General features: G+C 45.7%; 25 protein-coding genes. 16 read left to right on the top strand and 9 right to left on the bottom strand.

Annotation, left to right across the window (positions count from 1 at the left end; genetic code table 11):
• Nucleotides 1-309 precede the first annotated feature (309 nt).
• Entirely contained in the window at nt 310-1,413 is a 1,104-nt protein-coding gene (locus ACI351_RS02770; protein ID WP_439733732.1) for a GMP reductase, read from the bottom strand.
• Nucleotides 1,414-1,589: 176 nt separating this feature from the next.
• On the opposite strand from ACI351_RS02770, the gene ACI351_RS02765 reads away from it, so the two are divergent.
• The 4 genes from ACI351_RS02765 to ACI351_RS02750 are packed head-to-tail and all read left to right on the top strand — an operon-like array spanning nt 1,590 to nt 4,296.
• Nucleotides 1,590-2,099, top strand: a complete 510-nt coding sequence (locus tag ACI351_RS02765) for a type IV pilin protein (protein ID WP_439733731.1) — start codon at nt 1,590-1,592, stop codon at nt 2,097-2,099.
• Between the two features lie 8 nt (nt 2,100-2,107).
• Nucleotides 2,108-2,587, top strand: coding sequence for a type IV pilin protein (locus tag ACI351_RS02760; protein WP_439733730.1), 480 nt, complete (start codon nt 2,108-2,110; stop codon nt 2,585-2,587).
• 9 nt (nt 2,588-2,596) lie between these two features.
• Nucleotides 2,597-3,103 (top strand): type IV pilin protein, encoded by a 507-nt coding sequence (locus ACI351_RS02755; protein ID WP_439733729.1) that lies wholly within the window; start codon nt 2,597-2,599, stop codon nt 3,101-3,103.
• 17 nt (nt 3,104-3,120) lie between these two features.
• Nucleotides 3,121-4,296, top strand: a complete 1,176-nt coding sequence (locus ACI351_RS02750) for a hypothetical protein (protein ID WP_439733728.1) — start codon at nt 3,121-3,123, stop codon at nt 4,294-4,296.
• A 126-nt stretch (nt 4,297-4,422) separates the two neighbouring features.
• On the opposite strand, the gene ACI351_RS02745 is transcribed toward ACI351_RS02750, so the two are convergent.
• Nucleotides 4,423-5,094, bottom strand: coding sequence for a toxin-antitoxin system YwqK family antitoxin (locus ACI351_RS02745; protein WP_439733727.1), 672 nt, complete (start codon nt 5,092-5,094; stop codon nt 4,423-4,425).
• A 3-nt stretch (nt 5,095-5,097) separates the two neighbouring features.
• Nucleotides 5,098-6,324: an aminoacetone oxidase family FAD-binding enzyme gene (locus ACI351_RS02740; protein ID WP_439733726.1), complete on the bottom strand. Its 1,227-nt coding sequence runs from the start codon at nt 6,322-6,324 to the stop codon at nt 5,098-5,100.
• 103 nt (nt 6,325-6,427) lie between these two features.
• Here ACI351_RS02740 and ACI351_RS02735 point away from each other — a divergent pair, with 103 nt between their 5' ends.
• Nucleotides 6,428-7,054, top strand: a complete 627-nt coding sequence (locus tag ACI351_RS02735; protein ID WP_439733725.1) for a hypothetical protein — start codon at nt 6,428-6,430, stop codon at nt 7,052-7,054.
• 13 nt (nt 7,055-7,067) lie between these two features.
• On the top strand, nt 7,068-7,682 hold the full coding sequence (locus tag ACI351_RS02730; RefSeq protein WP_439733724.1) for a hypothetical protein: 615 nt from the start codon (nt 7,068-7,070) through the stop codon (nt 7,680-7,682).
• A gap of 2,208 nt (nt 7,683-9,890) precedes the next feature.
• On the opposite strand, the gene ACI351_RS02725 is transcribed toward ACI351_RS02730, so the two are convergent.
• The gene (locus ACI351_RS02725) at nt 9,891-10,478 is read right to left on the bottom strand and encodes a hypothetical protein (protein WP_439733723.1); all 588 of its coding nucleotides are present in this window, start codon (nt 10,476-10,478) and stop codon (nt 9,891-9,893) included.
• Between the two features lie 599 nt (nt 10,479-11,077).
• Between ACI351_RS02725 and mutY the strand changes: the two genes are divergently transcribed.
• Both mutY and ACI351_RS02715 read left to right on the top strand, forming a co-directional pair.
• Nucleotides 11,078-12,109, top strand: a complete 1,032-nt coding sequence (mutY, locus tag ACI351_RS02720) for an A/G-specific adenine glycosylase (RefSeq protein WP_439733722.1) — start codon at nt 11,078-11,080, stop codon at nt 12,107-12,109.
• Between the two features lie 381 nt (nt 12,110-12,490).
• Nucleotides 12,491-12,988 (top strand): type IV pilin protein, encoded by a 498-nt coding sequence (locus tag ACI351_RS02715; protein ID WP_439733721.1) that lies wholly within the window; start codon nt 12,491-12,493, stop codon nt 12,986-12,988.
• A gap of 60 nt (nt 12,989-13,048) precedes the next feature.
• Here ACI351_RS02715 and ACI351_RS02710 read toward each other — a convergent pair whose 3' ends face one another.
• The 4 genes from ACI351_RS02710 to ACI351_RS02695 form a co-directional block, all read right to left on the bottom strand.
• Nucleotides 13,049-14,269: an OmpP1/FadL family transporter gene (locus ACI351_RS02710; protein ID WP_439733720.1), complete on the bottom strand. Its 1,221-nt coding sequence runs from the start codon at nt 14,267-14,269 to the stop codon at nt 13,049-13,051.
• Between the two features lie 61 nt (nt 14,270-14,330).
• Nucleotides 14,331-14,993: a tetratricopeptide repeat protein gene (locus ACI351_RS02705; protein ID WP_439733719.1), complete on the bottom strand. Its 663-nt coding sequence runs from the start codon at nt 14,991-14,993 to the stop codon at nt 14,331-14,333.
• 42 nt (nt 14,994-15,035) lie between these two features.
• Nucleotides 15,036-15,548, bottom strand: coding sequence for a deoxycytidylate deaminase (locus ACI351_RS02700; RefSeq protein ID WP_439733718.1), 513 nt, complete (start codon nt 15,546-15,548; stop codon nt 15,036-15,038).
• A 9-nt stretch (nt 15,549-15,557) separates the two neighbouring features.
• The gene (locus ACI351_RS02695; RefSeq protein WP_439733717.1) at nt 15,558-15,890 is read right to left on the bottom strand and encodes a DMT family protein; all 333 of its coding nucleotides are present in this window, start codon (nt 15,888-15,890) and stop codon (nt 15,558-15,560) included.
• Between the two features lie 229 nt (nt 15,891-16,119).
• Here ACI351_RS02695 and ACI351_RS02690 point away from each other — a divergent pair, with 229 nt between their 5' ends.
• The 5 genes from ACI351_RS02690 (at nt 16,120) to ACI351_RS02670 (ending at nt 21,104) form a co-directional block, all read left to right on the top strand.
• Nucleotides 16,120-17,487, top strand: coding sequence for a TolC family protein (locus ACI351_RS02690; RefSeq protein ID WP_439733716.1), 1,368 nt, complete (start codon nt 16,120-16,122; stop codon nt 17,485-17,487).
• A gap of 1 nt (nt 17,488) precedes the next feature.
• On the top strand, nt 17,489-18,721 hold the full coding sequence (locus ACI351_RS02685) for an efflux RND transporter periplasmic adaptor subunit (RefSeq protein ID WP_439733715.1): 1,233 nt from the start codon (nt 17,489-17,491) through the stop codon (nt 18,719-18,721).
• Complete coding sequence (locus ACI351_RS02680; RefSeq protein ID WP_439733751.1) at nt 18,718-19,404, top strand: ABC transporter ATP-binding protein; 687 nt, start codon at nt 18,718-18,720, stop codon at nt 19,402-19,404. The genes ACI351_RS02685 and ACI351_RS02680 overlap by 4 nt, the downstream gene beginning before the upstream one ends.
• A 2-nt stretch (nt 19,405-19,406) precedes the next feature.
• Entirely contained in the window at nt 19,407-20,636 is a 1,230-nt protein-coding gene (locus tag ACI351_RS02675; protein ID WP_439733714.1) for an ABC transporter permease, read from the top strand.
• Nucleotides 20,637-20,876: 240 nt separating this feature from the next.
• On the top strand, nt 20,877-21,104 hold the full coding sequence (locus ACI351_RS02670; protein WP_439733713.1) for a type IV pilin protein: 228 nt from the start codon (nt 20,877-20,879) through the stop codon (nt 21,102-21,104).
• Here the strand turns inward: ACI351_RS02670 and ACI351_RS02665 are convergent.
• Nucleotides 21,101-23,746 carry a hypothetical protein gene (locus ACI351_RS02665; protein ID WP_439733712.1) on the bottom strand — a complete coding sequence of 882 codons (2,646 nt, stop codon included), beginning with the start codon at nt 23,744-23,746 and terminating at the stop codon, nt 21,101-21,103. The genes ACI351_RS02670 and ACI351_RS02665 overlap by 4 nt on opposite strands.
• 386 nt (nt 23,747-24,132) lie before the next feature.
• On the opposite strand from ACI351_RS02665, the gene ACI351_RS02660 reads away from it, so the two are divergent.
• The 3 genes from ACI351_RS02660 to ACI351_RS02650 are packed head-to-tail and all read left to right on the top strand — an operon-like array spanning nt 24,133 to nt 25,702.
• Nucleotides 24,133-24,708 (top strand): RNA polymerase sigma factor, encoded by a 576-nt coding sequence (locus ACI351_RS02660; protein WP_439733711.1) that lies wholly within the window; start codon nt 24,133-24,135, stop codon nt 24,706-24,708.
• Entirely contained in the window at nt 24,705-25,112 is a 408-nt protein-coding gene (locus tag ACI351_RS02655) for an anti-sigma factor family protein (protein WP_439733710.1), read from the top strand. The genes ACI351_RS02660 and ACI351_RS02655 overlap by 4 nt, the downstream gene beginning before the upstream one ends.
• A gap of 17 nt (nt 25,113-25,129) precedes the next feature.
• Complete coding sequence (locus tag ACI351_RS02650; protein ID WP_439733709.1) at nt 25,130-25,702, top strand: hypothetical protein; 573 nt, start codon at nt 25,130-25,132, stop codon at nt 25,700-25,702.
• The last annotated feature ends 10 nt before the right edge of the window (nt 25,703-25,712 follow it).

Genomic DNA, 25,712 nt, shown 5'->3' with positions numbered 1-25,712 from the left:
AATACCTAACCACCACAATGCAACAAGCCCCCTGCTCCGTGAAGAACAGGGGGACCAACGTTGGTTGGGGGGTAAATGTTTCTGCTTGTCCCCCACGGTCCATTCGGCGGCTTTGCCTGCAATGCGCCGTAAATATACTGGGGACTTCCCCAGCGTTATTATCAGTATGTCTTTTAAGTGACTGCCTATCAAGTCGAAAAAATGATTAGTTTTATATAAAAAAGTTGCTCCTTCCAGAGCAACTTTTTAATGCTATTTCTGAAATTTCCTCCTGCATAAGCAGGGGCAATTTCATAAATGCGCAAATGTTTATTCGTTGCCGAAGATGGTGTTCAGCTGACGGTTAACGCGGTAGAATGTGGCGCATTTGGGCATATCTTTCAGCCGTTTGGCGCCGATATACGTCATACAGCTGCGGATACCGCCTAAAATGGCAAGCAGCGTCGCCTCCACAGGGCCGCGGAAAGGAATTTCCACTACTTTGCCTTCGCTTGCGCGGTATTTTTTCATTCCGCCGTAGTGTTTGTCCTGTGCGTATTCGGAACTCATACCGTAGAATTTTTTATATTGTTTTTCCACAATGCGCATTGCGCAGGTTTTGTCATCGAGCATATTGACTTCGCCCGTTTGAAACGATTTGGTACACAGTTCGCCGCCGCTTTCGGCGTGTCCGGCCAAAAGGCCGCCCAGCATTACAAAATCGGCGCCCGCGCAGAAGCTTTTGCACACGTCCCCGGGAACGGTACAACCGCCGTCAGCACATACCATACCGCCTACGCCGTGGGCCGCATCGGCACATTCAATAACGGTGGAGAACTGCGGTCTGCCTACGCCGGTCAGCTTGCGGGTGGTGCAGACGGACCCTGGCCCAATTCCCACTTTTATGATATCCGCTCCGCTTAAAATCAAATCTTCGCACATATCGCCGGTGACTACGTTGCCCGCCATAATTAATGCGTTGGGCCATTCTTGACGCACTTTACGGATATAGTTAATCAGATATGGAGAATAACCGTTTGCCACGTCCACACAGATATTTTGGATAAGTCCGCTTTGCATAACGGTTTTGAGTTTTTCAAAATCGGAATCCGACACGCCGGAACTGACAAACAACAGCTCGTTGTTACCGAAATCTTGAAGATTTTGGCGTAAAAAAGAGAGGAGTTCTTCTGCTGAATAATGTTTATGCAGTGCACTCATCAAATGTTGTTTTTGCATTTCGCGCGCAATTTCAAAAGTACCGGTAGTGGCCATATTAGCAGCTACAATACCTGTGGCTTTCAGGGGGCGGGAGCACCATTTGAAAGTGTATTCGCGCAATACTTCCACTTCGGAGCGGGAAGCCAAGGCGGAGCGTTTTGGTCGCAGCAGCACGTCGCAGTAATCTAGTTGGATATCGTCGTGAATTCTCATAGCAGTTTTCTCCTAAAATATCTTTTGGCGGGAGGATCTGTCCAAACCGGAATATATCATACAAAATTTACCGCAATTGTGCGAAAAATGATTGGCAGCAGAGGTATTTTTAGCTATAATGACTATTGTAAAAACAGTAAAAATTCCTTATACTGTACTAAAGCGGAGGAAATATTATGAAGCAAGGTTTTACGTTGATTGAACTATTGGCGGTAGTGCTGATTATGGCCGTGTTGACTTCTGTCGCAATGCCGCAGTACCGCAAGAGCGTGGAGCGTGCACGCGCGGCGGAAGCGCTTCAAATGTTGCCCGTTATTTATGATGCAAGGGACCGTTTAATGACGGAAAATAACTATTCGCTGTCTTCTTATGCGGATAGAAATAATATGTCTTTTTCCAAGCTGGATGTGTCTTTTAAAGGCAAACGTTCCGATGATCATACATGGACGACGGAAAATTATGAGTATAAATTGTTTGCTGCTTCGGGGAACAGCAAGGTTTCCGCTAAGCTGCGTAAAGGCAAATATTCCGGAACGCTGTTTGAATATGATGGAAAATCTAAAGTTTCTTGTACTTCTTCTATTGAAGGCGCGTGTGCCTTGCTTGGAATGGAGGCTGATTCCGCCGATGAGTGTGGAGCTTGTGGGTCGGAATGTGGAGCTGGTGGGTCGGAATGCGGGGCGTAGTTATGCGTATGAAAAAAGGGTTTACATTAATTGAACTTTTGACGGTGGTGTTGCTCATCGCTATTTTAACGGCGGTAGGTTTGCCACAGTATCGCCGCGTGGTGCAAAAATCGCGCGTGGCGGAAGCGGAAGCAATGCTTCGCGTAATTTATGATTCCAGCGAACGCTTGGCTAGTGAATTTGGTTACCGTTCATATGATAAATTGCTCGCGGCCAAAGGGAGTGCGATAGTTGGATTCAAGCGGTTAGATATGTTTGACAGCGGAAATCTTCCTGCTGGCTGTACAATATCCAACACGATATTGAGCTGCACCTATTTTACATATAGAATTTCCGTTAACGGATATGTAGCGGCCAAGACGAAAGTAAAGCCGTTAAATACGTATATTTTGCTGAACCGCAGCACTATGGACCTTGTCTGTCAGGGTACGGAAGATAATTGCGATATTTTAGGGCTGGATATGGTGTCCGCCGGCGTTTCATTTTAACGGAGGGTTATGAATAACACAGGCTTTACGCTGGTTGAAATTTTGGTGGCGGTAATGATTGTAGCCATTTTGGTAACGATGGCCGCCCCGATGTATGATAAAGCGATTGAAAAATCCCGCTTGGCCGAGGCGCGTACAACCGCCAAAAAACTGTTTGATTCTAAAATGCGTTTAATGGACGCTATGGATATGAACACTTACAATTCCTCCAAGTTTGGGTTTGAAAATTTGGATTTTGCACTGCCGTGTGAGGAGGACCGTCCGGCCTCGGGGCATTTAATAAAATGCAGTACCAAAGACTTTACGTTTTCCATTAACCCCACCGGCGCAGTAAACGGCATTTGCGCGGCCCGTCGCGGCAGCGGGGACGGGGCCAAGACAAACTTTTTGTATTTGGGTGGAGAGGTTACGTCTGATGGAGCGTCTTCGTTCTCCTGTAATAACGGCGCAAGCGGAGATTGTGAACTTTTTGGTATGAGTTCAACAGGGAGTACTGCTTGGTGTACTCCTAAATAGGGTGTGTAGGAGCGTTTATGAAAAAATTATTAACGATATGTTTAACTTTGGCGCCGTGCGCTTTAATGGCGGCGACCAATAAAATCAGTATGGTTACCTACTTTCCCGTACCGTATGTGGCCTATTCACATGTGAATGCGGACCAAATTGACGTAGGTTTAACAACGAGTGGGTGTTCAATGAAGCTGGGGTGTTCGGAAAGCCCGCAGCCTCCGCTTAAAACTTCTGCGGTAAAAGTACAGTCGGGAAAATTGGAGTTAAACGGCGGACTCGGTATATTGGGAAACAGTATTACATTAGGTTCCGGTAATACGGGAACGGGTCATTTATCGTTTAGCAACGTGCGGATAGCTACAGGAAATATGGAAAGCGTAAACGCGGACAAAATGGCAGTAGATACGCTAAACTTATTTGGCCAACTTTTTCCGAGCTGTAAAGAGGCCAACAGTGCGAGCAATGGGCAGATGAGTTGGCAAAGCTTAACGCTGCAGGGGGCAAGCAATCAAGAGCTGTATTTGGTGTGTGGCGGAGATACTCCCGCGACGTGCGGTACGCCTACGAATAAAGGACAGGAAACGTATGAGGTCAAGTGTGAATTAGAGGGCGATATGTCGTCAGGCAAAAAAGTTTATAAGTGGAATCCTGACCCCGCCGTTTGTGATTATGAGCTGGTCTCAAATACGTGTTCCAACTTAAAACAATGTTTAACAAAAGTAATGTACTGCGCGGGCCACGATGATGCCACGGGAGCTGACGGTACTATAGAGTCTTGTTGTAATCCTGGGGCGGATTTAATAGGAGGAGTTTGTACTGATAGCTTGAACAACTCGTGTACCGATTATAAATTAAAGGGAACTGGGTTTAATTTTTGGTATCATAGCCTTCCTTACTCTGTTTCTAGCAATTATGGCTCAATTAGCGAGACGGGATGTGAGCCAGGGACTCCCTGTAATACTTGTACGCTGGGTAAAAGATATATTCAGTCTCCATACAATGTTCCCGGACAGTGTTGCTATGGCGGTTCGGAAGGGGGAGCCGGTAAACATACTTTGTATTTGGTCCAGTATGCCGTGTGTGGTATGATGGCGGACTGTTCCTCTGGAACGGTTAGTGCGTGCAGCAACTGGAAACATACGGAGGATAACGGCAGTAATATTCATCCGTTTTTACCCGGTGAAAAGGAATTTGAATAACCAAGAAAGAATTAAAAACTCCCTCCGTTTAATAAACACCGGAGGGAGTTTTTTGTGGATAATAAAACCCCCTCCGAAATTGTTTCGAGGAGGGGGTATTCCTTTCATAATTTTTTATCAGTGTTTTTAATGCGCTTTTTTGAGGGTTAAAATGCCGTCCTCAAAAAACCATTCTTCAATCAGTTCGCCCGTGTCGTTGAATTTTTTGGTTACGCCGTTGGGCTTGCCGTCTTTGTGGGGGGAGATAAGCGCAATCGTTCCGTTGGGGTGGTAGACGATTTTATCACCCACGATTTTATCATTCTTGTACGTGCATTCGGAGCGCAAATCCCCGTCGGGCGTATACACTTTGCATACGCCGTTTAAGTAACCTTTGTGGAATTCGGCCGTTTCCATTACTTTTCCGTCGGGATAGTATTTTACTTGTTTGCCGTCTTGCATATCGTCTACATAGGAAAACTCTTTATATAGTCTGCCCGTTGGTTGGAATACGCGGGCTTTACCTTGTAAAAGACCGTTTACATAAAACTTTTCAATACTGACTTTCCCGTTGTCAAAATAAATTTTACATATACCGTTGCGCTGGCCGTTTTTAAATTCGCATTCAAAATATGTTTTGCCATTTTCAAAAAATTCTTTCACAATGCCGTCAGGCATATGACCGGAATGTTTTTCGATATCCAAATTTCTGTCCAATATTTCGTTATACACTTCTTTTCCGTCTATATAATACGTGCGTACAAATCCCACGTGAAGGGGGTCGTTCAAGCTGGTTGTTTTTCTGACGATTTCTGCCATACGTTAGTTCTCCTTGGACAATGCTGCCGCCGCGGTAAAACCGCTGGCACAGGCAAAATGTAAATTAAATCCGCCGCTTTTTCCGTCTACGTCAAGTAATTCACCCGTAATGTAGAGGTTCGGACATTTAAGGGACTCAAATGTATTATAGTTTATTTCTGTCGTTTTTACACCTCCCGTTGCAACCATCGCTTCGTTCCACGGACGCAGGGCCGTTGCAGTTACCGGCCATCGGCAGGGAATGCGACACATCTGATTAAGTGTATTGGGCGTCTGGCTGCCTACGGGTATGGTTTTGCGCAGTCCGATAAAATCAATTAATAAATTGGCTAGATTTTCGTGTAAAATTCCGGCGAAAAAATCTTTCGGCTTGCGGTTAGTGTATCTTTCCGCGCGCGCTTTTAGAAAAGCCGTTCCGTCCGCAAGCTGCGGGAAAAAATTAATCTCCATCGCTACGTTTCCGTGTTTCAGAGTATGTGATACGGTGGAGCTGACGTTTAATGCTGCCGGCCCGTTAATGCCGTAGTTAGTAAATAGAATTTCTCCTTCCGCACAGTCTAATACGCGGTTGTTTTCCAATACGGTTAAGCGTACTTGGCTGCGTATGCCCGTCAAACGGGAGAAAGCGGTTTCTTTTAAACAAATTCCGCTTAACGCCGGCCGCGGCGTATTGACGGAATGTCCCAGCATTTTAGCCAGTTCATATCCCCTCTGCGTTCCGCCCGCCTGCGGGTATGCGCACGAGCCGCACGCGAGTACCAGTTTGCGGGCCGCAAAGCGTTCTCCGTTTGCGACGGTTACCGTAAACAGTTCTCCTTTTTTAACGCGTATAGCTTCTGTGCTTGTCAGAATTTGTGCACCGGCTTCCCACACCGCCAGCTTTAGCGTTTCGGCCACAGCGGTGGACTTACCCGTAGCGGGGAAAACGCGTCCAAGTCCTTCTTCTACAAGCAGCAGGCCTAAGTCTGTAAAATAAGCGTATGCTGTTTGATACGAAAAATTTTCTAGAGCGCTGTGTAGCAGTTCCGTGTTGCCATAATAATACGCTGGAGATACGCGCGAGTTAGTTAAGTTGCAACGACCGTTGCCGCTGACGAGAATTTTGCGCGCAGCAGAGGCTTCTTTTTCCAGCACAAGCGTTTTTTGTCCGCGCCGCGCGCATTCCCGCGCGCACACAAGGCCGCTTGCACCAGCACCGATAATGATAACATCATAAATAATGGAATTCATTTTTTACAGTTTAGCATAAACAAGGGCGGAAAAACATTTTTTTCTACTTGACACTTTTCCATATAAGAATATACTATTAAAAGAGATAATTTCGGGAGGTATTATGAAATCTTTAACACTTTTGTCCGTGTTATTCGTTTCCTGTGTTGTTTTTGCGCAGACTTATCGTTCCGGCGGTACGCGCCGTGCCAATTTTAGCGGTCAGCAAACGCAACAGCAAAACGGGATAGAAAATTCTGCCGTGCCCGGGGCCAATTCATCTGTCAAAACCCGTACTTTTACTAACTATTCTGCAAAACATACGTGGAGTAAAGGTGTGCAAACCCAAGGCGTGCAAACCGCTACGGCCGGAACAGCCGTGCAAGAAAATGCAAATGAAGTACCGGCAGCTGTGATTAGTGCTGAAAAAAAGACACCCCAACTGATTCAAAAAGCCTCTGCATCTGCTGCTGCGGATAACGCTAAAGCGGCGCCGTCCGCGCCGGCCCAACAGCCTCAAAAGGGGCAACAACAAGCTGCTACTATCCCCGCAGAGGCTGCGGCTGCTATGCAGCAGCTTCAGGGAATGCAGGATATGATGAAAGCTTTGGGCGGCGGAGCAGGCGGGGGAACCAATGCCTCTGCCGGAGCTGCCGGATTGCCGGCGGGAATGCCCAATATCCCCGGAATGCCCGATATCTCCGCATTAATGGGCGGTGGAGCGGCCGGACAGCCAAGCGGTAAAAAATAAACGGGGGGAGAAAATGAATTGCTACGGTTTAGTTTTTTTGGGGATGCTGTTAATGGCGTCTTTGCCGTTGGCGGCCCGTCCGCAGACGGAGATATCGGTTGAAAAACCTGTTACCTCCGTACAGGTGTCGCGGCCAAAAACATCGTCCACTGTATTTCATCCTAAAACTTCAGTTCGGGTGGAAAAACCAGTCACGTCTGTTTCGGTTAATCATCCAAAGACGGAATCTGTATCGTATCATCCCGTCACGCAGACGGTAGTATCGCGGCCTACTACATCCGTTCAAGCCCTGCATCCGGCGGAGCTGATATCTCCCAACAAGGGAGATCAAACGCCTTCTAAAAGCGGAAAGCAAGCGGCGACTGTCAATGTTGTGCCATCTTCTGCCTCTTCTACTTCGATGAGCGGTTACCAGCCGCCAAAAGCGACGAATTTTAAGGCTTCCAACTTAGGCGGCGGTGAAAGCGGCTTGGGAAATAAAACCGATGAAGCCGCTAAAGATGCGGCCGCCGCGTCGCTAAATATACCGAAAGGGCAGGAGGCGTCATTGGCAGAAATTTTAAAAAAATCGGGTAGTATAAATAAGTCAAATGTGGCAAAAGGGCTAGAAAATATAATTGGAAAGTAAGGTTGGCTTTTATTGTTATACAACAGAATTAACTTTGTGTATGAGCCTTTGAAGGGAGTGTTGAGAAAGACTCTAAGTGATAGAAATAGAGATATTGCTTTTGTGAATAAAAACGTGGCAGCAAAAGAAGTAGACGGAAGTTGCGGTTATTATCGGGATACTGCATATAAAGAGGCGACGGCGCACAGGTTAACTCAGACTTCCGCAGTATTGAAATAAACAATGTATTTTGTAATCAAACCCTTGGGCATAATCCTTAGCCCAGGGGTTTTTCTTGTCTCAAAAAACCACCTGCTATGCGGGTGGTTCAGTAAAGGTTAACCGGTGAGGCAATAGGAAATATACTTCGGTAGTTATGTCACTGGAAAAAAGTATCGCTTGTGTATCTGCTGCTAGAAAAAACTTTGTTGTCGCTTTGATGCTAATATTATACGACAATGAGATTGTAAAACAAATGTATCTTGTGCGGGAGGGGGCAGTTAAGTTGTCACGCTCCCCAACAAAGTCCTTTACACGAATACCCCCCTTTTCTTGTACGGGGCTATGCCTCTGATAGAATAAAAAGAACTGTAAGTCTGAAAGGCAGCAACTGAAACTATTATTTTTGGATAAGCTCCTCTGTAATTGTGGCTATTTGGAACTTATTGGTTTTAATGATGGTAACTTTTTTCCTGTTATTAAATTCTTGTTGTTCCAGTGCTTCTCTTATCTCCCCTTGTGAGATTGTCTGCAAAGAGACCAATTTCTGTAAAAAGAGCAATTAGACGCTGGTTTATTCGTATGTTGAACCGTGCCTAAAAGAAGGGGGCAGCACTATATAATCCCATTAAGTTTCATAAAATTTTATAAAAGTTAATGTTGTTAGTAAATAGAAGCTTTTAAAGAGTGATAAGTATAAGTACTTACAAAACCGGCCTAAATGGCTTATTTTGGTTTTACCCATACCCTAGGTACCCTAAAATTGATTTTGGGCATTTTTTAAAAATATTATTAAATTTAAAAATATTTAATAAATAAGTATTTTTATGTTTTAACTTTTTTTTGATATTTTAATAATAGTCTTAATAGATATTGTAAATAAAATATAAAAATATATACGATTTTGCATTTATATCTATAAAAAATAGACAAATTAAGGTTACTCAATTTTGTAAAAGGAAGTAGAAATGAGGGGGAAAGAAATAAAAAACAGTTCTATCGGAGGATCGGAAAGTTGTTTTTTTGTGAGTTTAAAAACGCAAATTAATCAGTGATTTTTTTAACGAATTTAAAAGAAAAGAATGCTAAAAAATAATATCTATAAAATTTATTAAATTAATAGAAAAAATCATTATAATTAAAAGATAAATTAATAAAAAATGATAAAAATAATAGTTTTTGGATTTGAATAATTTTATGCAATTTAATTAACATAATAAAAATTATCGTTAGTAAATTGTGCCGGACAAATATCTCCCTTTTTACCACAAAGAAGCTGATTTTATGCCGTGCTGAATTAGGGCCTGTTTATAAATAAAATAAATGAAAATTTATTTTTATTTGATATCTGCTAGAATAACCCCGCATTTACACGCGGGAATGAATGTAAATTGCCGCAAGAGAAAATGGAGTTCCGTTTTCTCCGTTAATGGTGGGAAAATTAAGCGAGGCTGAGATTGTGGAGTAAAATAAACCCCAAGCGTAAACTTTTAGAGTTTGTATAAAATCTAATTTGTCGAATTATATTTTTAAAAGAATAATCATCTGCTGATAATTTGAGCAGCGTATTTAAAATAAAAAAATTAGTATTGTAAAATCCTTAATGCTTATATACCTTTTTATAATATAACCAATATTCTGTATGTTCTCTTTCTGTTATCCCGTGCTTTTCCCATTGTTCTCTTGAAGTGTGCTCTTTTAGGGCTGTGTTGGTGTTTTAGTAGTAGGGGCGATCTTTGGGAACGGGTGAGAAAGTTGGTTTTTCTCTAGCACAGTTTTATCCCCCCTAATTTAACATTGTTCCAGAATAGCGGATCCTGAAGAAACTCTATAAATATAGGCATCTTGCCTGTTGGGGCTTCTCGTTTGGAGTTTTTAAGCTTGTTGGAGTCAAGACAGAGGGGTTGATTTCTTACTGTGGGACAAAAGCTTTCTTATTGGATTAGAGCGCTCAGGCAGATATGTGCCTGTGTGTCTGTTTTGGGAAAAGAGTTCGTATAGCTTGCTTTGTTATAATAACTCCCCCGCCAGTTTTTCAGCCAATACAAATGCGTGGGCAAAACCGGCGTTAGTTAAACGGTACTTCCTTCCTCTTTTTATTCCCTCGCTTTGTAAATAATCGTTTTTTGTATCCTGTTGCATCAGGCGGTCTAGTCTTCCCGTTTGGGTAAATCCAGATTTCTGGAGCATTTTCGCCAAATCTAATGCTTTACAAGCTGACTGGTTGAGTAAGACGCGTGCGGCGGCCAATAACAAAAGGGCGGCTTCGTGGGCTTCCAGCCGTATTTTTCTGCGCAATAGCAGCAATCCGTTTTCCTCTTTAAAAAGTTTTTCCCACAGTCTTTTGGCGGGAAAAGCTTCTTGAACCGGAGAAAGCTTCGTTTCCAGTGGCGGAAGCTGTTGTGCGGAAACAAGAGGGGCGGTGTTTTGCATATTGGATTGAACAGTATTCTCTAGTTCCCGTTCCTGTTTTCCGATCAGGTTCAAGAAATAGTTACGTTGTTGTACGATAAATTCTTGCGTTCCTTGGGCTTCAAATTCTTCTCCGCCGGAGAAGCGCAGCCGTATTTTTAAGGTTTTTTCCGCATCTTCCGCCATAATAAATTCTCTTTTAAAAAATAGTTATCCACTTGGGTTTTCCCCAGCATATGACATATAATAATTTTTTTTCTGACATTTGTCAATATATTTCAATTATATGACATTTTATGACAAAACCTGTTTACAAAACAATTTCTCAGACGGGAAGATGCTCAAATTTTCACATATATATAATCTGAAAAATAAGAAAAAAATGCTAGGATGCGGCATTAAATTACCTCTGTTACACCTCCACTTATATTTGTGATAAAGCTTTATTTTAAAATTAAACTCAAAATCAGAATGAAAGACATTGGTTTTTATGGGATTTATAAAATCAAAAACAAGGGGAATTTTATAAATTTTATTTTCCCCTGTTTTTTGCCTGATAAAAATGGTGAGAGTTTTTAAATTAAAAATTGCTTGCGATTTCGTTGGATTAAGGTTTTTAAAATGAACAGTCAATTTGCGTAGCGGGCTAAAAATATCCGTCTGCAAAATCGCGCTTAAATTTGTAATACGGAAGCATGTCTAAAAACAATTTGGAGTAAACTCATATATTCCCCAAACGCTTAAAACGCATTTTGTGCCGTTATGTAAAAATTATAAAATAAAGTATGAAAACTTTTTCCTCCGTTTTACTGAATTGGTATGACAAAAATAAGCGGGATTTGCCGTGGCGGAAATCTTATGACCCATACCTGATTTGGCTTTCGGAAATTATTCTCCAGCAAACGCGCGTAGCACAGGGGATTAGTTATTATTTGCGTTTTGCGGAGCGTTTCCCCTCCCCCCGCGCGTTGGCAGAGGCGGCTGAGGACGAAGTGTTAAAGTTTTGGCAGGGATTAGGGTATTACTCCCGCGCCCGCAATTTGCATACGGCTGCCAAAAGTATGAACGGAGTGTTCCCCTCTACCTACGAAGGCGTCCGTGCGCTGAAAGGCGTGGGCGACTATACCGCCGCCGCGATATGTTCTATTGCTTATAATATGCCCTATGCGGTGTTGGACGGAAATGTGTACCGTGTGCTTTCCCGTGTATTTTGTATTTCTGTTCCGATTGATTCTCCCTCTGGGAAAAAAGAATTTTCCGCTTTGGCGCAAAAACTGCTTGATATCAAGCGTGCGGGAGATTATAACCAAGCAGTAATGGATTTTGGGGCTATGGTATGTACTCCCAAAACACCGTTGTGCTCTTCTTGTCCGCTGGCCGGACGTTGCAGAGCGTATCAAACGGGGCGGGTGTCGGATTTTCCGGTTAAAGGCCGGAAAACAAAAATTGCTGTACGGCGATTTCACTATATATATGTAGAACAGGGGCGTGATACGTGGCTCTACAAACGTAGCGCGGGAGACGTTTGGCAAAACTTATATGAGCCTGTTCTCGTGGAAACGCCGGAGGAAGTGGCTGACCTTTCCGCTTTGCCCGAATATAAAACGCTTTTCGGTCGCCACAAACCAGTTTTGCTGGTAAAACCGGTTAAGCACGTGTTGTCGCACCGGATTATTTATGCCGATTTATATAAGGTAACGATTCCCCCCTCCTTAAAAACTCCGCCGAAATTTATCCGCGTGTCCCAAGCGCGGGTAGAAGATTATGCGGTGTCCCGCTTGGTACAGAAATTGTTGGAAAAAGCGGGATTATTATAACCGCTTTGGCGGGTTGGTATACTCCGTTATTATTGATGTTATCCTGCACAGCCTCTTTTTCCGCTTGGTGTCATCCCGTGAGGTCGGTTGTTATACGGGGTTGTAACACAGGGTCTAGTTATAGTGTTTCGGAATCTGCCGCTTTTTGTCATTCTCTATCCATTTGCAACATAACTAAAATAATGTAGCGCAATTAATCACGAGAGTGCAGACAAGCGGGGACCCTGACTTTGGGCCTTGACCCGTTTTTTTTTTTTGATACGATAAGATTATCTCGTGGTGTTTCTGTGTAGGGTCTCCCTATTATAGTTTATTTCATCAAAAATCGGCAGATTCTAAGCAGAAAAGATTCCAAATGAGTTTTTTAATAGGAGAATTCATATGAAGGGGTTTACATTAATTGAATTGTTGGTCGTTGTTCTAATTATCGGTATTCTGGCAAGCGTTGCATTGCCGCAATACCAGAAAGCGGTACTTAAAAGCCGCACTGCGGAGGCGTGGGCCAATTTGAAAAATCTCAATATGGCGGCTAGTGCTTACTGTTTGGAAAATCCAAGCGGATATTTTCATAATGGCGCTACTACTGAGGAATTGGCAATTAATGTACAAGATTCTAAAAATTTTAGTTATGGTCTGTTTGTTGACTGCGCTGCTGCGCAAAATACGCAAATTTTTTCCCGAGCGGAGTATCGGCAGAGTTCCGGCAGTGTAGGTTGGTTTCAGCTATCTATAAATCCGGTAACGGGGCGTCGTTCTTGTGTAGGAACTGGTTGCTCCCAGATTGGGTTTACTAAAGCCGGTTCCGGTGCTGGTATTTGCACCTTTGCTTGCGGTACGCACGGATCCTGCGGCTCCTCTGATTGTTATTACGCCGATTAAGTTGTTGTAACGCTTTACTTTGATAAACAAAAAACCCGCTCTATCGAGCGGGTTTTTGTATTAAAACTTATAGCCTACGGTCAGCGCGTACATATCGCTTCTGCCGTCGGAGTATTTGACGGGCAAATTCCCGAACTGGGAACTAGTCGTACCCGTTAAATCTTTGCTGAAGACGTGCGCATACGCCGCGTCCACGCTCCAGCGTTCATTTTTATAGCCGAATCCGATACTGGCGATATGTCTGTCGTCCACGGGTACTAGCGTATCCATCGCTTTTTCGTTAATCGGGGATTTGTCGTACACATACCCCGCGCGCAGCGCCCAATTTTTGTGGATTTGATATTCCGTACCGAAATTCAGACGGTAGGCGTCTTTATAATCTTTTTTATTGTGAATGGTGGGCGTATTTTCCATATCTTTATATTCAATAAGAATTTGGTCGTATGAGCTCCAGAATGTACCGATGATACCCGCTTCCAGCGTCCATTTGTCGGTTGGGTGGAAGGAAAGTCCGGCGGAGATACTGTCCGGCAGGGCGATGGAGCCTTTAGCGTCGGCGGAATAAATGTTGCGTGCCGGATACTCCGTTCCGGCGTTGATACGTCCGCTGAGTTCCTGTTTTACTTTGGTGCGGTACATTGCTCCTAAAGACCATTTTTCCGCCCACTGCGGTTTGTACACAAAAGAGAAATTTCCCCCCCAGCTTACGCCCGAACCGCTGATTTTGTAGGCGGTAGCTTCTGCCGCAGCCCCGGGGAGAAGCGTGGAGTTTTGGCTAAACCCGATAACCATTGCTTCCAAGCCCATCGCCACGGACAATTCGTCATTGGCTTTAACGGCAATCGTAGGCGTAAAAGAAAAGGTTTCCAATTTTACCTTATACGCGAGCGCGCTGCCCGTCCACGTCTGCCAGTTTTTGTATTCCCCTCCTAGACCGTAGCGCGAAAAACCGCCCAGTCCGAAGGTAATGTCCTCGCTCCATTTTCGGGTAATAAAAAAGTTCGGCAGCAGCCATACGTCGTCTTTAAGGCTGCGGGCGTTCCCCGCCACGCTGGTTTTGGCGTCGGCGGTAACGGCAGTCAAACCCAGCTGGGCTTGGGTGCCGTCCAACTCGGTAATGAGCGCGGGGTTGGTAGCCAAAGAAGCGGGTTCGGCTTCGTTAGCCATAACGGCTCCCCCCATAGCGGTGCCGCGTGCGCTGAATTCGTACAGCGCAAAGCCGGCCGCGTGCGCCAAGTCGGCAAGCAGTAAAAGAGATAACAGTACGGCTGATTTTTTCATAATTTTTCCTTGTGGATAAAAAATATCCGCCGGAGATTGGACGTCCGGCGGGTATTTTCAACTATTTTTGAAGTTCGGTAATTTTGTCTTTTGCGTATACGCCAAAGTAGGTTTTGGTATACGCTTCCAACAAGTGTTTGTAGGCGGCTAAAGCTTCTTCTTTATTGCCGGCCAATTCTTGGCTGGAGGCCAGCGTCATATAAGCTTGAGCCAAAGCGAAGTGTTTGGGATTTTTTTCAATAAATTTGCTGATTACGTCAATGGAGCCTTTGTAATCCTGCGCAGCCTGCAGGGCAGCAGCTTGAGATAAAGCAGCTATGGAATTGACCGTCGGGTTTTTCGCGTCGGACAACTGTTTGTATACATCCGCTGCTTGGGCAAAATTTTCGTTTGCGTATAGTAAGTCACCTTTTAACAAGAGGGCATATTGTGCGGCATTCGTACCTTTGTATTTTTCAGCGAGGGCATCAATTTGTTTAAATCCGGCCTCTTCTCCTTCGGTCAGTATAGCGACTTGAGCCGTGTAGTACGCAGCCCAAGATTCTTCCGCCAGTTTCTGTTGGCGTGCGGAATAAAAGGAACCTATGGCTGCGGCCAGCACCAAGATAACCAAGGCGGTTAAAACGCCCTGTTTATTCTTTTTGCAAAATTGGATAACGCCCGTTAAAAACGGGGAGACCAAATCAGTATGTTGAGTTTCAACGGCGGTAGTTTTCTTAGTCATAATTCTATTATAGTAAATATGGACAGTCAGGTAAAATCCAGCCTATGCAGTGGCGATATCTTCTTCGGTCAGCTGCCGGCATTCAATTCCGTTTTTTTCAAGAAAGAAAATCCCTTCCTGACTGCGGTCATACGTATTTTTGTAAAACACTTTTTTGATTCCCGCGCTGACGATGACTTTTGCACAATGCACGCAGGGCGACCACGTTACATATACATCCGCCCCTTGGGTTGCAATCCCGTTTTTCGCCGCAAACGAAATAGCGTTCTGTTCGGCGTGAAGTTCGTTTTCAATCGACCATTTTCCGTGCAAATCGTAAAATGTGCGGCTGGCCAAAAATTCTTCGTACGTAGAGAATTTGTCTTTATATTCTTGTTCGTACACTTTGCGGAAGTTTTCTTCACAATGCAGCTGCCCCGTAGGCGTGCCGTTAAACCCGATGCTGATGACGCGGTTGTCTTTCACGAGCACCGCCCCCACCTGCAAGCGCAGACACGTGGATTGCTCGGCCACCAGTTCGGCCATTTTAATAAACAGTCTGTGTTTGTTTTTCATACGAATCCTTTACCATTTTTTAAATACGAAAAATACCGCAGCCACCAATAATATAAAACCTACCAGATGGTTCCATTTCAGGCTTTCTTTAAAATAGAGGGCAGAAAAACCGGCAAATACAACTAGCGTAATCACCTCTTGCATTACTTTTAACTGCGTAACGGAAAAATACGTATTTCCCAAACGGTTGGCGGGTACCTGCAGACAGTATTCAAAAAACGCGATTCCCCAACTGGTTAAAATTACCAGCCACAGGGCACTGTTTTTAAATTTAAGGTGTCCGTACCAAGCCGCCGTCATAAATAAGTTGGAGGCGCACAACAGCAAAATCGGTTTCCACATATTACTTATATTATAGTACAAAGCGGAACGTTTCGTCGCGGCGGATAAAAAACGTGCGGTCTTTTTCGGGCCGCGCGTTTGAATGGCTTGTGCTAAACAGCCACCGGTTTATTCCAAAAAATTAGGAATATATGGAGTGCAATAAAACCGCACGGTTTGGTGTTGTATAAAAGCGGCGCGCTGAGGCGCGTCAGGCTGAAAATACCCATAAATTACTATAATATAACTTATGAAAAACTTCCGAATTTCATTTATTTTGCTGATTTTGTCTGCCGTGCCGTGCGCAGCGGCCCAAACGGACGATTTATTTTCTTCGTCGGGCTTGGTGCCCGCTGCGGGACGGAAAACGGATTTATCTTTCTCTGCGGGCGGCGCGAAAGATGTTTTGTCCGCGCGGCTGAAAGAAGAGCTGACGCTGGAAAATTGCATTGACATCGCTTTATCCAACAACCCGCGCGCCGTTGCGGCGGAACTGGCGGTGCAGGACGCGCAGGTAAGTTTGAATTTGGCCCGTTCGGAATTTTTTCCCACGGCCACGGCGGGAGCTTCCCAAAATTACAATAACCAGAAAACGGACGGGTTCCCTCGCCGCGACTACGGAACGTCGGACGTGTACGCGCAGGCGCAGTTGTCTTTAAGCGGAATTACGGATATCGCGCGCAACATAAAAATCAGTAAACTTACGCTTGAACAGGCCCAAACGGATTTGGCAGGCGTAAAAAACGAAATTACGGGAAGTGTAAAAAAGTATTATTACGCGCTGTTGTCCGCCAAGCGTGCGGTGGCGATCCGCACGCAGTCGCGTGATTTGTATCAAGACCAGTACAACCGCTCGGCCGAATTTTTCCGCTTGGGGCTCCGGCCGAAAGTAGACGTAACGACGGCGGAAGTGAATTTGAACAACGAGGAATTAAGCCTTATCCGTGCCAAGAACCTCGTCAAAACGGCTTCGGCCCAGCTTGCCAACGCGATGGGCGTAACTGCTTCGGATATTTTAAACATTAAAGAAGTAGCCGATTTTGAAAGACTGGATATTCCGTTTGACAAAGCCATTGAAACGGCATACGCCAATCGGCCGGACGTACTGTCGGCCCGTACAGGCGTACAAATCAGCCAAATTAAGTTAAACCGCGCCAAAGCGGGATTCTTTCCTACGTTTTCTTTTTCGGCGGGGGTTGCCAAATCGGGTGATGATTTCCGTTTGGATAACGAAGAAACCAAGCTGATGGCTTCGGTAGAATTCCCCATTTTTAACGCTTTTAAAACGTATAACAATTATAAACAGGCCAAACTGTCTATGGCAAGTACGCTCAACTCCAACCGCAGCCTGCTAAATGACGTATTTTTAGAAGTGCAAAGCGCGTATATCAAAATGCAGGAAGCAGCAGAGAGTATTCCAGTGGCGGAGGTAAACGTAGAAAAAGCCAAGGAAAATTTGGACTTATCCCGCGGCCGTTACAACGAGGGTATCGGGGATATCATTGAGCTAAAAGACGCGGAGGTAGCGTATACAGACGCGGAATTGAGCCTGTTGACCGCCCGCTACGATTACGCGTCTGCAGTGGCCGAGTTAAAACAAGCTATGGGGACTTATTAATATGAAAAAAGAAAATCTGTTTAAACGTATTTACAAAGCGCTAAAAACGCTTTCTTGGTGGAAGAAACTCCTCCTGCTGGCGGCGGTATTGCTAGCGGCGTATTTTGTAAAGGCGCACTTTTTTTCCGCGCCGAAAATGCCGCCGTTCCGCACGGCTAAAATCCAACGGGGCGATATTGCGGATATCGTGGAAGCCTCCGGCCCGATTAATCCCGTCAATACAACGACAGTAGGCGCGCTGGTTTCCGGTGAAATTCTGCAAATTCTGGTGGATTACAATACGCCTGTTAAAAAAGGCGATTTGATGGCCGTCATTGACCCTACTCAGGTACAGGCGGATTATAATCAAGCCGTGGCCAGCCTTTCTTCGGCCAAAGAAAATTTGGCCGCCGCCAAAATTGCGTACGATTTGTCCAAGCTCAACCGTGCCCGCTATCAGGAATTGTACGCCAAAGAGTATGTTTCTAAATCAAATTTGGAAGAGTACGAACTGGCGTATGTAAACGCCAAAAGTGCGCTCAATTCGGCGGAATCTTCCGTTATTCAGGCGCAGGCCCGTATGGACAGCGCGAAAAAAGACTTGGACAATACCAAAATCGTTTCTCCCATTGACGGAATGGTTTTGTCAAAATCTGTCAGCGAAGGCCAATCTTTAACGTCAGGTTTTTCTACTCCGGAACTGTTTGTCTTGGCGCAAGATTTGACGAAAATGCAGATTGAGGCTAAAGTGTCCGAGGCAGATGTCGTTAAAATTAAAGAAGGCCAAACGGCCGATTTTACTTTGGACGGATATCCCGATGAAAAATTTCAGGGTACGGTACGTCAGGTGCGTACGAATTATTCTTCCTCGTCCTCGTCCGCTTCTTCCAGCAATACGACGTATACGGTGGTCATTGACGTGGATAACGAAAATGGCAAATTTATGCCGGGTATGACGGCTACTATCACGATTCGTACGCAGGACAAACAAGACGTGCTTTTGGTTCCGAATGAAGCTTTACGCTTTTCCCCTGCCTCCAATACAGAGAAGTATACTACCACGGGTTTGTGGCTGTTGGAGCCTAAAAAAGAACCCCGCCGCGTGGATGTGACGATTGGGATTATCGGCGAGGACAAGACGGAAATTACCTCGGGCGACGTGAAAGAGGGCGATCGGGTCATCGTGCGTGAAAATAATACGGCAGCAGCAACGGCTGCTATGACTCCTCCGCGCCCGGGCGGGAGGAGAAGATAATGCCTCTTATTGATACGCAGCATTTATTTAAAATTTACCAACTCGGCGATGTGGAAGTCCGCGCCTTGAATGATGTCAGCGTCAGTGTGGAACAGGGCGAATTTGTAGCCGTAATGGGGCCGTCCGGATCGGGTAAATCCACGTTTATGAACATTCTGGGCTGTTTGGATAAACCCACGCGCGGTAAATATATACTGGACGGTATTGATGTTACTGCTACGGATTTGTCCAAACTGGCAGGTGTGCGGAACCGCAAAATCGGTTTTGTGTTTCAGGGGTTTAACTTAATTAAGCGCACCACCGCTTTGGAAAACGTGGAACTGCCAATGATTTATAATCATACGCCGGCGCACCTGCGGCGCGAAAAAGCGCTGACCGCTTTAAAAGCCGTGGGGCTTGAAAAGCGCGCTGACCACCTGCCTAACCAACTTTCAGGTGGTCAGCAGCAGCGCGTGGCGATTGCGCGCAGCTTGGTGTGTGATGCACCCATCATCTTTGCCGATGAACCAACCGGAAATTTGGATACCAAAATGAGTATTGAAGTAATGGATTTGTTTACGCGCTTAAATAAAGAAATGGGTAAGACCATTATTCTGATTACGCACGAGCCGGATATTGCCGAATACGCCGGCCGTCTCATCAAATTCAAAGACGGGCAGAAAATCAGCGACGAGAGGAAATAACTATGTTTGACGCATTTTATTCAATGTTCCGTTTATCGTTAAAAGCTATTGCCGCTAACAAAATGCGTGCCGCGCTGACAAGCCTTGGTATCGTCATCGGCGTGGCGGCGGTAATTACGATGTTGGCCGTCGGTTCCGGCACGCAAAAAAGTATGGCGGAACGCTTTTCCCGCTTTGGTACCAATATTTTGTATTTGCGTCAGCCGTGGGATTTGGACGAAAGCATCTCTTCCCCCAAAGACGTAACGATGGATGACGTTTATGCTATTCGAAAACTTCCCGGCGTTACGTCTGCCGCGCCGTACATTAGTTCCGGTTTTGACGTCAAATACGGCTATACCTCCACTTCGCTTTCCGTCCTTGCTACCGATACGGATATTTTTAAAACGTACGATTGGGAGCTCGGCTCGGGCCGCCAGTTTACCGAAAAAGAAGTGAACGATTACGGGCAGGTAATGGTTATCGGTGCAACAGCCGCACAGACCATTTTTAACGATATGGATCCGCTGGGCCGTACTGTAGTCTTGGACGAAATTCCCTTTAAAGTAGTGGGTGTAATGAAAAAATCCGGCCAAGGCGGTATGGGATTTGATATGGACGAAGGCGCGTTAATCCCGTATACTACGGGTAAAGTAAAAATGAACGCTGGCTGGAACAATTCCGACCGCCGCGCCTTGGACCGCGTGATTATCCGCGTGAAAGATTTTAACGCCATTGAGGACACAAAAAAGGACATTCAAAATACCGTGCGCAACACGCACCGTATTCATCCGCTGGCTAAAGATGATTTCCAACTGGACGATTTCGCCTCGTTTGTGGAAGAAGCCAAAAGCGCCAGTAAAACGATGAGTCTGCTGCTGGGGGTCATCGGTGCGGTTTCGCTGATTGTAGGCGGTATCGGGGTAATGAACATTATGCTGGTATCCGTTACCGAGCGCACGCGGGAAATTGGCATCCGTATGGCTATCGGTGCGACGAGCGCGGACATCCGCCTGCAGTTTCTGGCCGAGGCCGTAACGCTTTCCTGTATTGGGGGCTTAATCGGCGTGATATTTGGCGTAGGGATTACGCTTATTGTGGCGGCCAATTCTTCGTCTATTCCGGCGGAACTTAGCGTGTGGTCCATTTTGCTGTCCGTCGGGTTTTCGGCTGCGACGGGCGTTTTCTTCGGCTATTATCCGGCGTATAAAGCTTCCAAATTGACGCCGATTGACGCGCTGCGCTACGAATAAAGAAGGTTTTGCTGTCGCTATTTTTTGAAGAGGAGTCATCCCGTGAGGTTTTTGCACGGGAGCTCCTGCTTATTTGTCTTTATTATTTGGCAGGCCTTGACCCGTTTTTTTTTTTTGATAACATAAGCTCATCCCGAAAGGTTTTTGTTCGGGATCTTCCGATTAGGGTTTATTTCGCCAAAATCGGCGGGTCCAGGGCAGAAGCGACTCAGGATGACTTTTTTAATAGGAGAAAATAATATGAAGGGTTTTACGTTAATTGAATTATTGGTTGTCGTATTAATTATAGGCATATTATCGTCTGTTGCGCTGCCGCAGTACACCAAAGCAGTGGAAAAAAGCCGCGCTTCTGAAGCTATAACGCTGCTTAAATCTATTGGAGATGCAAAGAGTATCTATAGAATGTCCAACATAATTAAAGTTCAATATATAACAGCCCCGAGTTTAACTCGGGGCTGTTTATGTTAAGAGCGTTTTCTTCGTTGTTTGGGGAAAAATACCGATTTTTTGACAAACGAGTAAATTCTCTTCAGTACCGATGAACTTACCGCTCCCATATTCTCCATTCGTTTGAAGAGCGCAGCCGAAAATAATGCCAAGGCGGACGGAATACCAAGCATTGCTGTAGCGGTGGCTGTGGAAGTATCCATTATGCCGGCGTCAATCAACGACTGCGCTAAGTTGGTTAACAAGAGCGGCCCGAATGCACACGAAATTGCACTCGCCACGAGGAGCGCCACTACACGGTCTTGCGTTGCCGGATTTTTTGCTGTGCGCGCAAAACCGAGCGTAAATCCGGTGGAAATGCCCGTTTCGGCTAAAAACAGTGCGGCGGTTAAGGCATATGGGTCACCAAGCGCAAAGAGAGACGCTAACCCTCCTCCGGCGGCCATCAGTGTTGCCACACTCATATTATGCTGGGGAAACCATTGCAGGAATTTCCCCGCCAAGTAGCGGCCCAGAATAAACGGTGCGGCAAACTGAGCAAGGCCGAACAGGTATTGGGAGGACTGGTCTGTCGTCATTGACGGAAGCATAAATAAAAATCCGTTGTTGTAAGACATTTCCACTGCATTCATAATAGTTAAACCGCCCAAAAATGCACCCACACCTTTTTCTTCTTTGAACAAACGAACATATTCGTTGTTTTTAATTAATTCTTTAAACGTCTTTTTGGGTTGAATACCTGTTTTTGCTGCCTTTTTCAAAACTGTTTTAGTGTTAGGAATTTTGGCCAGATTAACCCCTAATGCGGCGGCGCCAATCAGCGGAATCGGCAGTGCGAAAGCCAAACTCCAGTCCATTCCCATAACTTTAGTTGCCAAGTAGGGGAATGCAAACGATGATGCCATTCCCAGCGCACGGCTCAGTTCCGTGTAAGAATTGCGCTTTTGTTTAACCAGTTCGCTGGCGTTTTTGCTTAATTCCGTCATTATCGGGCCGACGGAGTTGTGTACAATTACGCCGCCCATACTGGCTATAGTAATACAGGCGAGCGCTTTGTAAAAGTGCATTAAGGTATCGGCTTGCGGCACAAACGCGCCATTGAGTCCGCAAAACAGAACGCCCGCCATCAAGCCTCCTCCCATCAGCGCCAGCCCCAAATTCATAGAGTTTCTTCTCCCCAGCCATTTTTTCGTCCAATTCGACAAAATTGCACCTACGGAATAAGGAAAATAGGTAGCCACGGCCACTAAAATATTTTCTTCGAGAGACAGCCCGAAACTGCTTCCGAAATTGGCGATGACCGGAGTTGCCACCTCAAGCCCCATTACATAGGAAGCCATATAAATGCCTGCGCGCTGTAAGGCGGCCTCTTTTGGATTGAGGTCATTTCCCGCAGGGACGGCATTTTGTGCAGGAGCCGGTTTTTTAGAGAATAAATTTTTGATTTTTCCCCATACTGTCTTGGCCGAAATGCGCGGCGCGGAAACGGCGGCAGCTGTCGTATGGGGTTGGGCAGCTTGTGTTTGCGGGGCTTTTTTCTTAAAAAAATCAATTAATTTTTTGCGTTGCGACGGAGTAGAAACCGGAACTGCTGTTTCAGGCACGGGCACAACGGTTTCTGCTGTCATCGGAATAATAATATTTCCAGCAGGGACATTGTTTCCGCTGATTTGTCCCCCCGCTTTTTCGACGGCCGGAGGTATTATTTCCTGCGCGGATAATTGTAACGCCTGCGGGTCCTGAAGGGACAAGGGCGGCAATTCAAGCGGATTTTGCAGGCTTTTGACGGGCGTTGACGGTACCGCCGCTGCTGACGGACGGGAAAGCGTTAAATTTACCCAAATGCTCGTAGCCTGTTCGGACGGGTCTGCTGCGAGTGCGGCGGAGAGACCGTCCGTTGAAATCTGCGCCTGAAACGGTTGTTCTTTATAATTTTCCGGCAGCGGGGCGAAGGCAACATTGGCATTTATTTGCTTTTCCTTAACGTATTGGGCAATGCCGTTTTGCAGCCCGGCATAAAGGCCGTTTTCGACAGCAAAAAATTCTTCCAGTTTTTCGTACTCTCCGTGCGCCAAAAGCGTACGCGCAAGTACGGCTGCGGCTTTGGGCGCCTGTGGCAAAGTTTTAACTGTTTGGTAAAAGTCCTCCAGTAAAGCGATATCCTCTTTTTGGCCGAACAGCCCCAAAGAAGCAGCATCGGCCAGAGCATCATTTGCGGCAGCTGCGTTTTGGGTAATTTGCACTGTTTGGCGGGACAAATCTTCGCGCCAAAACGCAGCGGCTTGGCTGCGCTCTTCCAACGAAGCATTATTCCCTAAAACTGGGAAGATACGGCGTAAGAGAGTGGCTCTTTCGTGCTCTATGGGATGGCTTAAAATGGCACGGGGAACCAAAGTAATATTTTCTGCCTGTATATGCTGCCGCAGTTTATTGAGCGAAAAGGTTTTCTCCAATGTGGCAGCGCGGGAAGCGCGTTCTACACGGGCTAACAGTTCGGCTGTTCGGAGTGCGGGGGAGGACGTAGCCAGCGGCACATATTTGAGTCCTTTTATTCCCCCTTTGAAGTTTCGGGGCGAGAGAAATTTCCCCGGTACTTGGGCTACTGCGGAAAAATTTCCCACCAGTAAGCTAAGAATGACGAGTACCGCTGTTATTTTTTTCATATTGTGTGATTCCTGTTATCCTGTATGTTTGTAACATAAAAAACCCGCTTCTTTTTTAGAGCGGGTTTTTTATGATAAAAATAAAAATTACATTATTTTACACACTTCCCCGCTTCTTTTTGCACAATAAAAACCTTTTCCATACCTTTAGAAAGTAGCATAGAATAGGAGATATGCATAAAAAAACGGTTAATGTTTGCGTGCATTTTTCAGTTTTTCCTCTGCGCGTTTAAAACGCGCGTAAACTCTAGCTTTATAAAGTATAACAATTTTTGCAGCAGTTGTAAAAAATTTTTTCTAATCTTTTTTTGGAACTGACGCGTGCGGATTAATCTGCTAAAGTAAAATGGATGCAATAAAATAACAAATTTTGGGGTTATATAAGTATGGAATCCGGATTTCAAACGTATGCGGACGACGAATTAGTTGACGCTTTTAAACAGGGTGACGCAAAAGCTTTTGAGGAATTGGTATTGCGTTATAAAAACTCGCTTTACCAATATATTTTTGCGATGACGCGGGACGCAGGGGCAGCGGAGGATTTGTTTCAGGAGACGTTTATTTCGTTCTTTAAGCACGCGGATAAATATCAGGCGCGCGGAAAATTTAAAGCTTGGCTGTTTTTGGCGGCGCGCAACCGGACGCTTAATTTTTTTAGGGACAGGGATAAACTTTTTTCGTTAGATCAAACCGACGATGAGGGCGGGGATTTGTTAAGCGCCCTGCCGGATTCTTCCCCCACCCCCGCCGAAGCGTTAAGCGGACGCGAAACGGAAGAACAAATCCGCCGTGCGGCGTTAGCCTTACCTGTGCGCCAGCGGGAAATGATTTATTTGCGCCAGTATTTTTCGTTTAAAGAAATTGCGCAGATGTTGCAGCGTCCATTAGGCACGGTACTGGCCGATTGCCACAGGGCCGTTAAAAAAATGCAAATTTTATTGGCCGAAGAGGTATCTTTATGAAGGAATGTGAACAAGTTTTATTATATGCGCAGGGAGAGCTTGCCGGTCCGGAACAGGACCGTTTTGAAACACACTTGGCCTCTTGCCAAGCGTGCCGAAAGGAACTGTCATTTCTGCGCAAGGCGGATGCGGCTTTGACGCCTTCTTCCGCCCCGCAAAGCGCGGTGGACAAGCTGTTTGCCAAGACCTCGCGCAAACCGTCGTTTTTTGCCGGACTCCGTTGGAAGCCGGCATTGGCAGGCGCCGCCGTATTAGGATTAGGGATGTTAATCTTTTGGGCGGGCCTGCAACCGGACAAAGCCGCTTTTGACGCAAGAGAAGTAATTGCGTATATGAGCGAAAATTTGGACGCTGAATACCAGTCTTTCGCGGATGATTTGTCCGCGTTGGAATCGGAATTCTGATTTCGGAGGGTAGAACAATGAAGAAAGTGTTACTAGCTGTATTGGCGGGCGCGTTATGCTTGCCCGCGTTTGCCAAAGATGTGGAATGTGACTGTGACAAATGTCCTATGATGAAAAAAGGCCGTACGGAAATGCGTGACGGGCACCGCAAAGGTAAAGACGCCCGTGCGGAATCCTTTAAAAAAGCCCACAAAGAACATAAGGCCAAAATGAAAGCCACCGAAGATAAAATGGAAAACTTGGTGGAAGAGTACAATAAAATGAAAGCAGGCAAGAAAAAAGACGCCAAAAAAGCCGAAATTGCCGCACTGGTGGCCTCTATCCGCGACGAGCAGATTAAGTTCAAAGAAGAACAGCTGAACAAATTTGCCGAACGCTTGGAACAGATGAAAAAGGGCCTTGAGGAGCAAAAATCCGACGAAGCCAAAAAAGCGTGGGTGGAACAAAAAACGGACGAAGTGATTGCCGACGACGGCGATTTGGACGTTTTGTTCGAAAAACCGGAAATGATGGGTGACGGCCCGCGCCCGATGGGGCCGCGTATGGAACCTTTTCACGAAGGTCACGGGCCCGCTGCGGACGGGAAATAAGGCTTTCTTT

Origin of the sequence: Candidatus Avelusimicrobium sp. (assembly GCF_051874775.1) — a bacterium.
Taxonomy (GTDB): domain Bacteria; phylum Elusimicrobiota; class Elusimicrobia; order Elusimicrobiales; family Elusimicrobiaceae; genus Avelusimicrobium.
The sequence above is the reverse complement of the archived record's forward strand: the minus strand, read 5'-3'. Positions and strand labels throughout refer to the sequence as shown.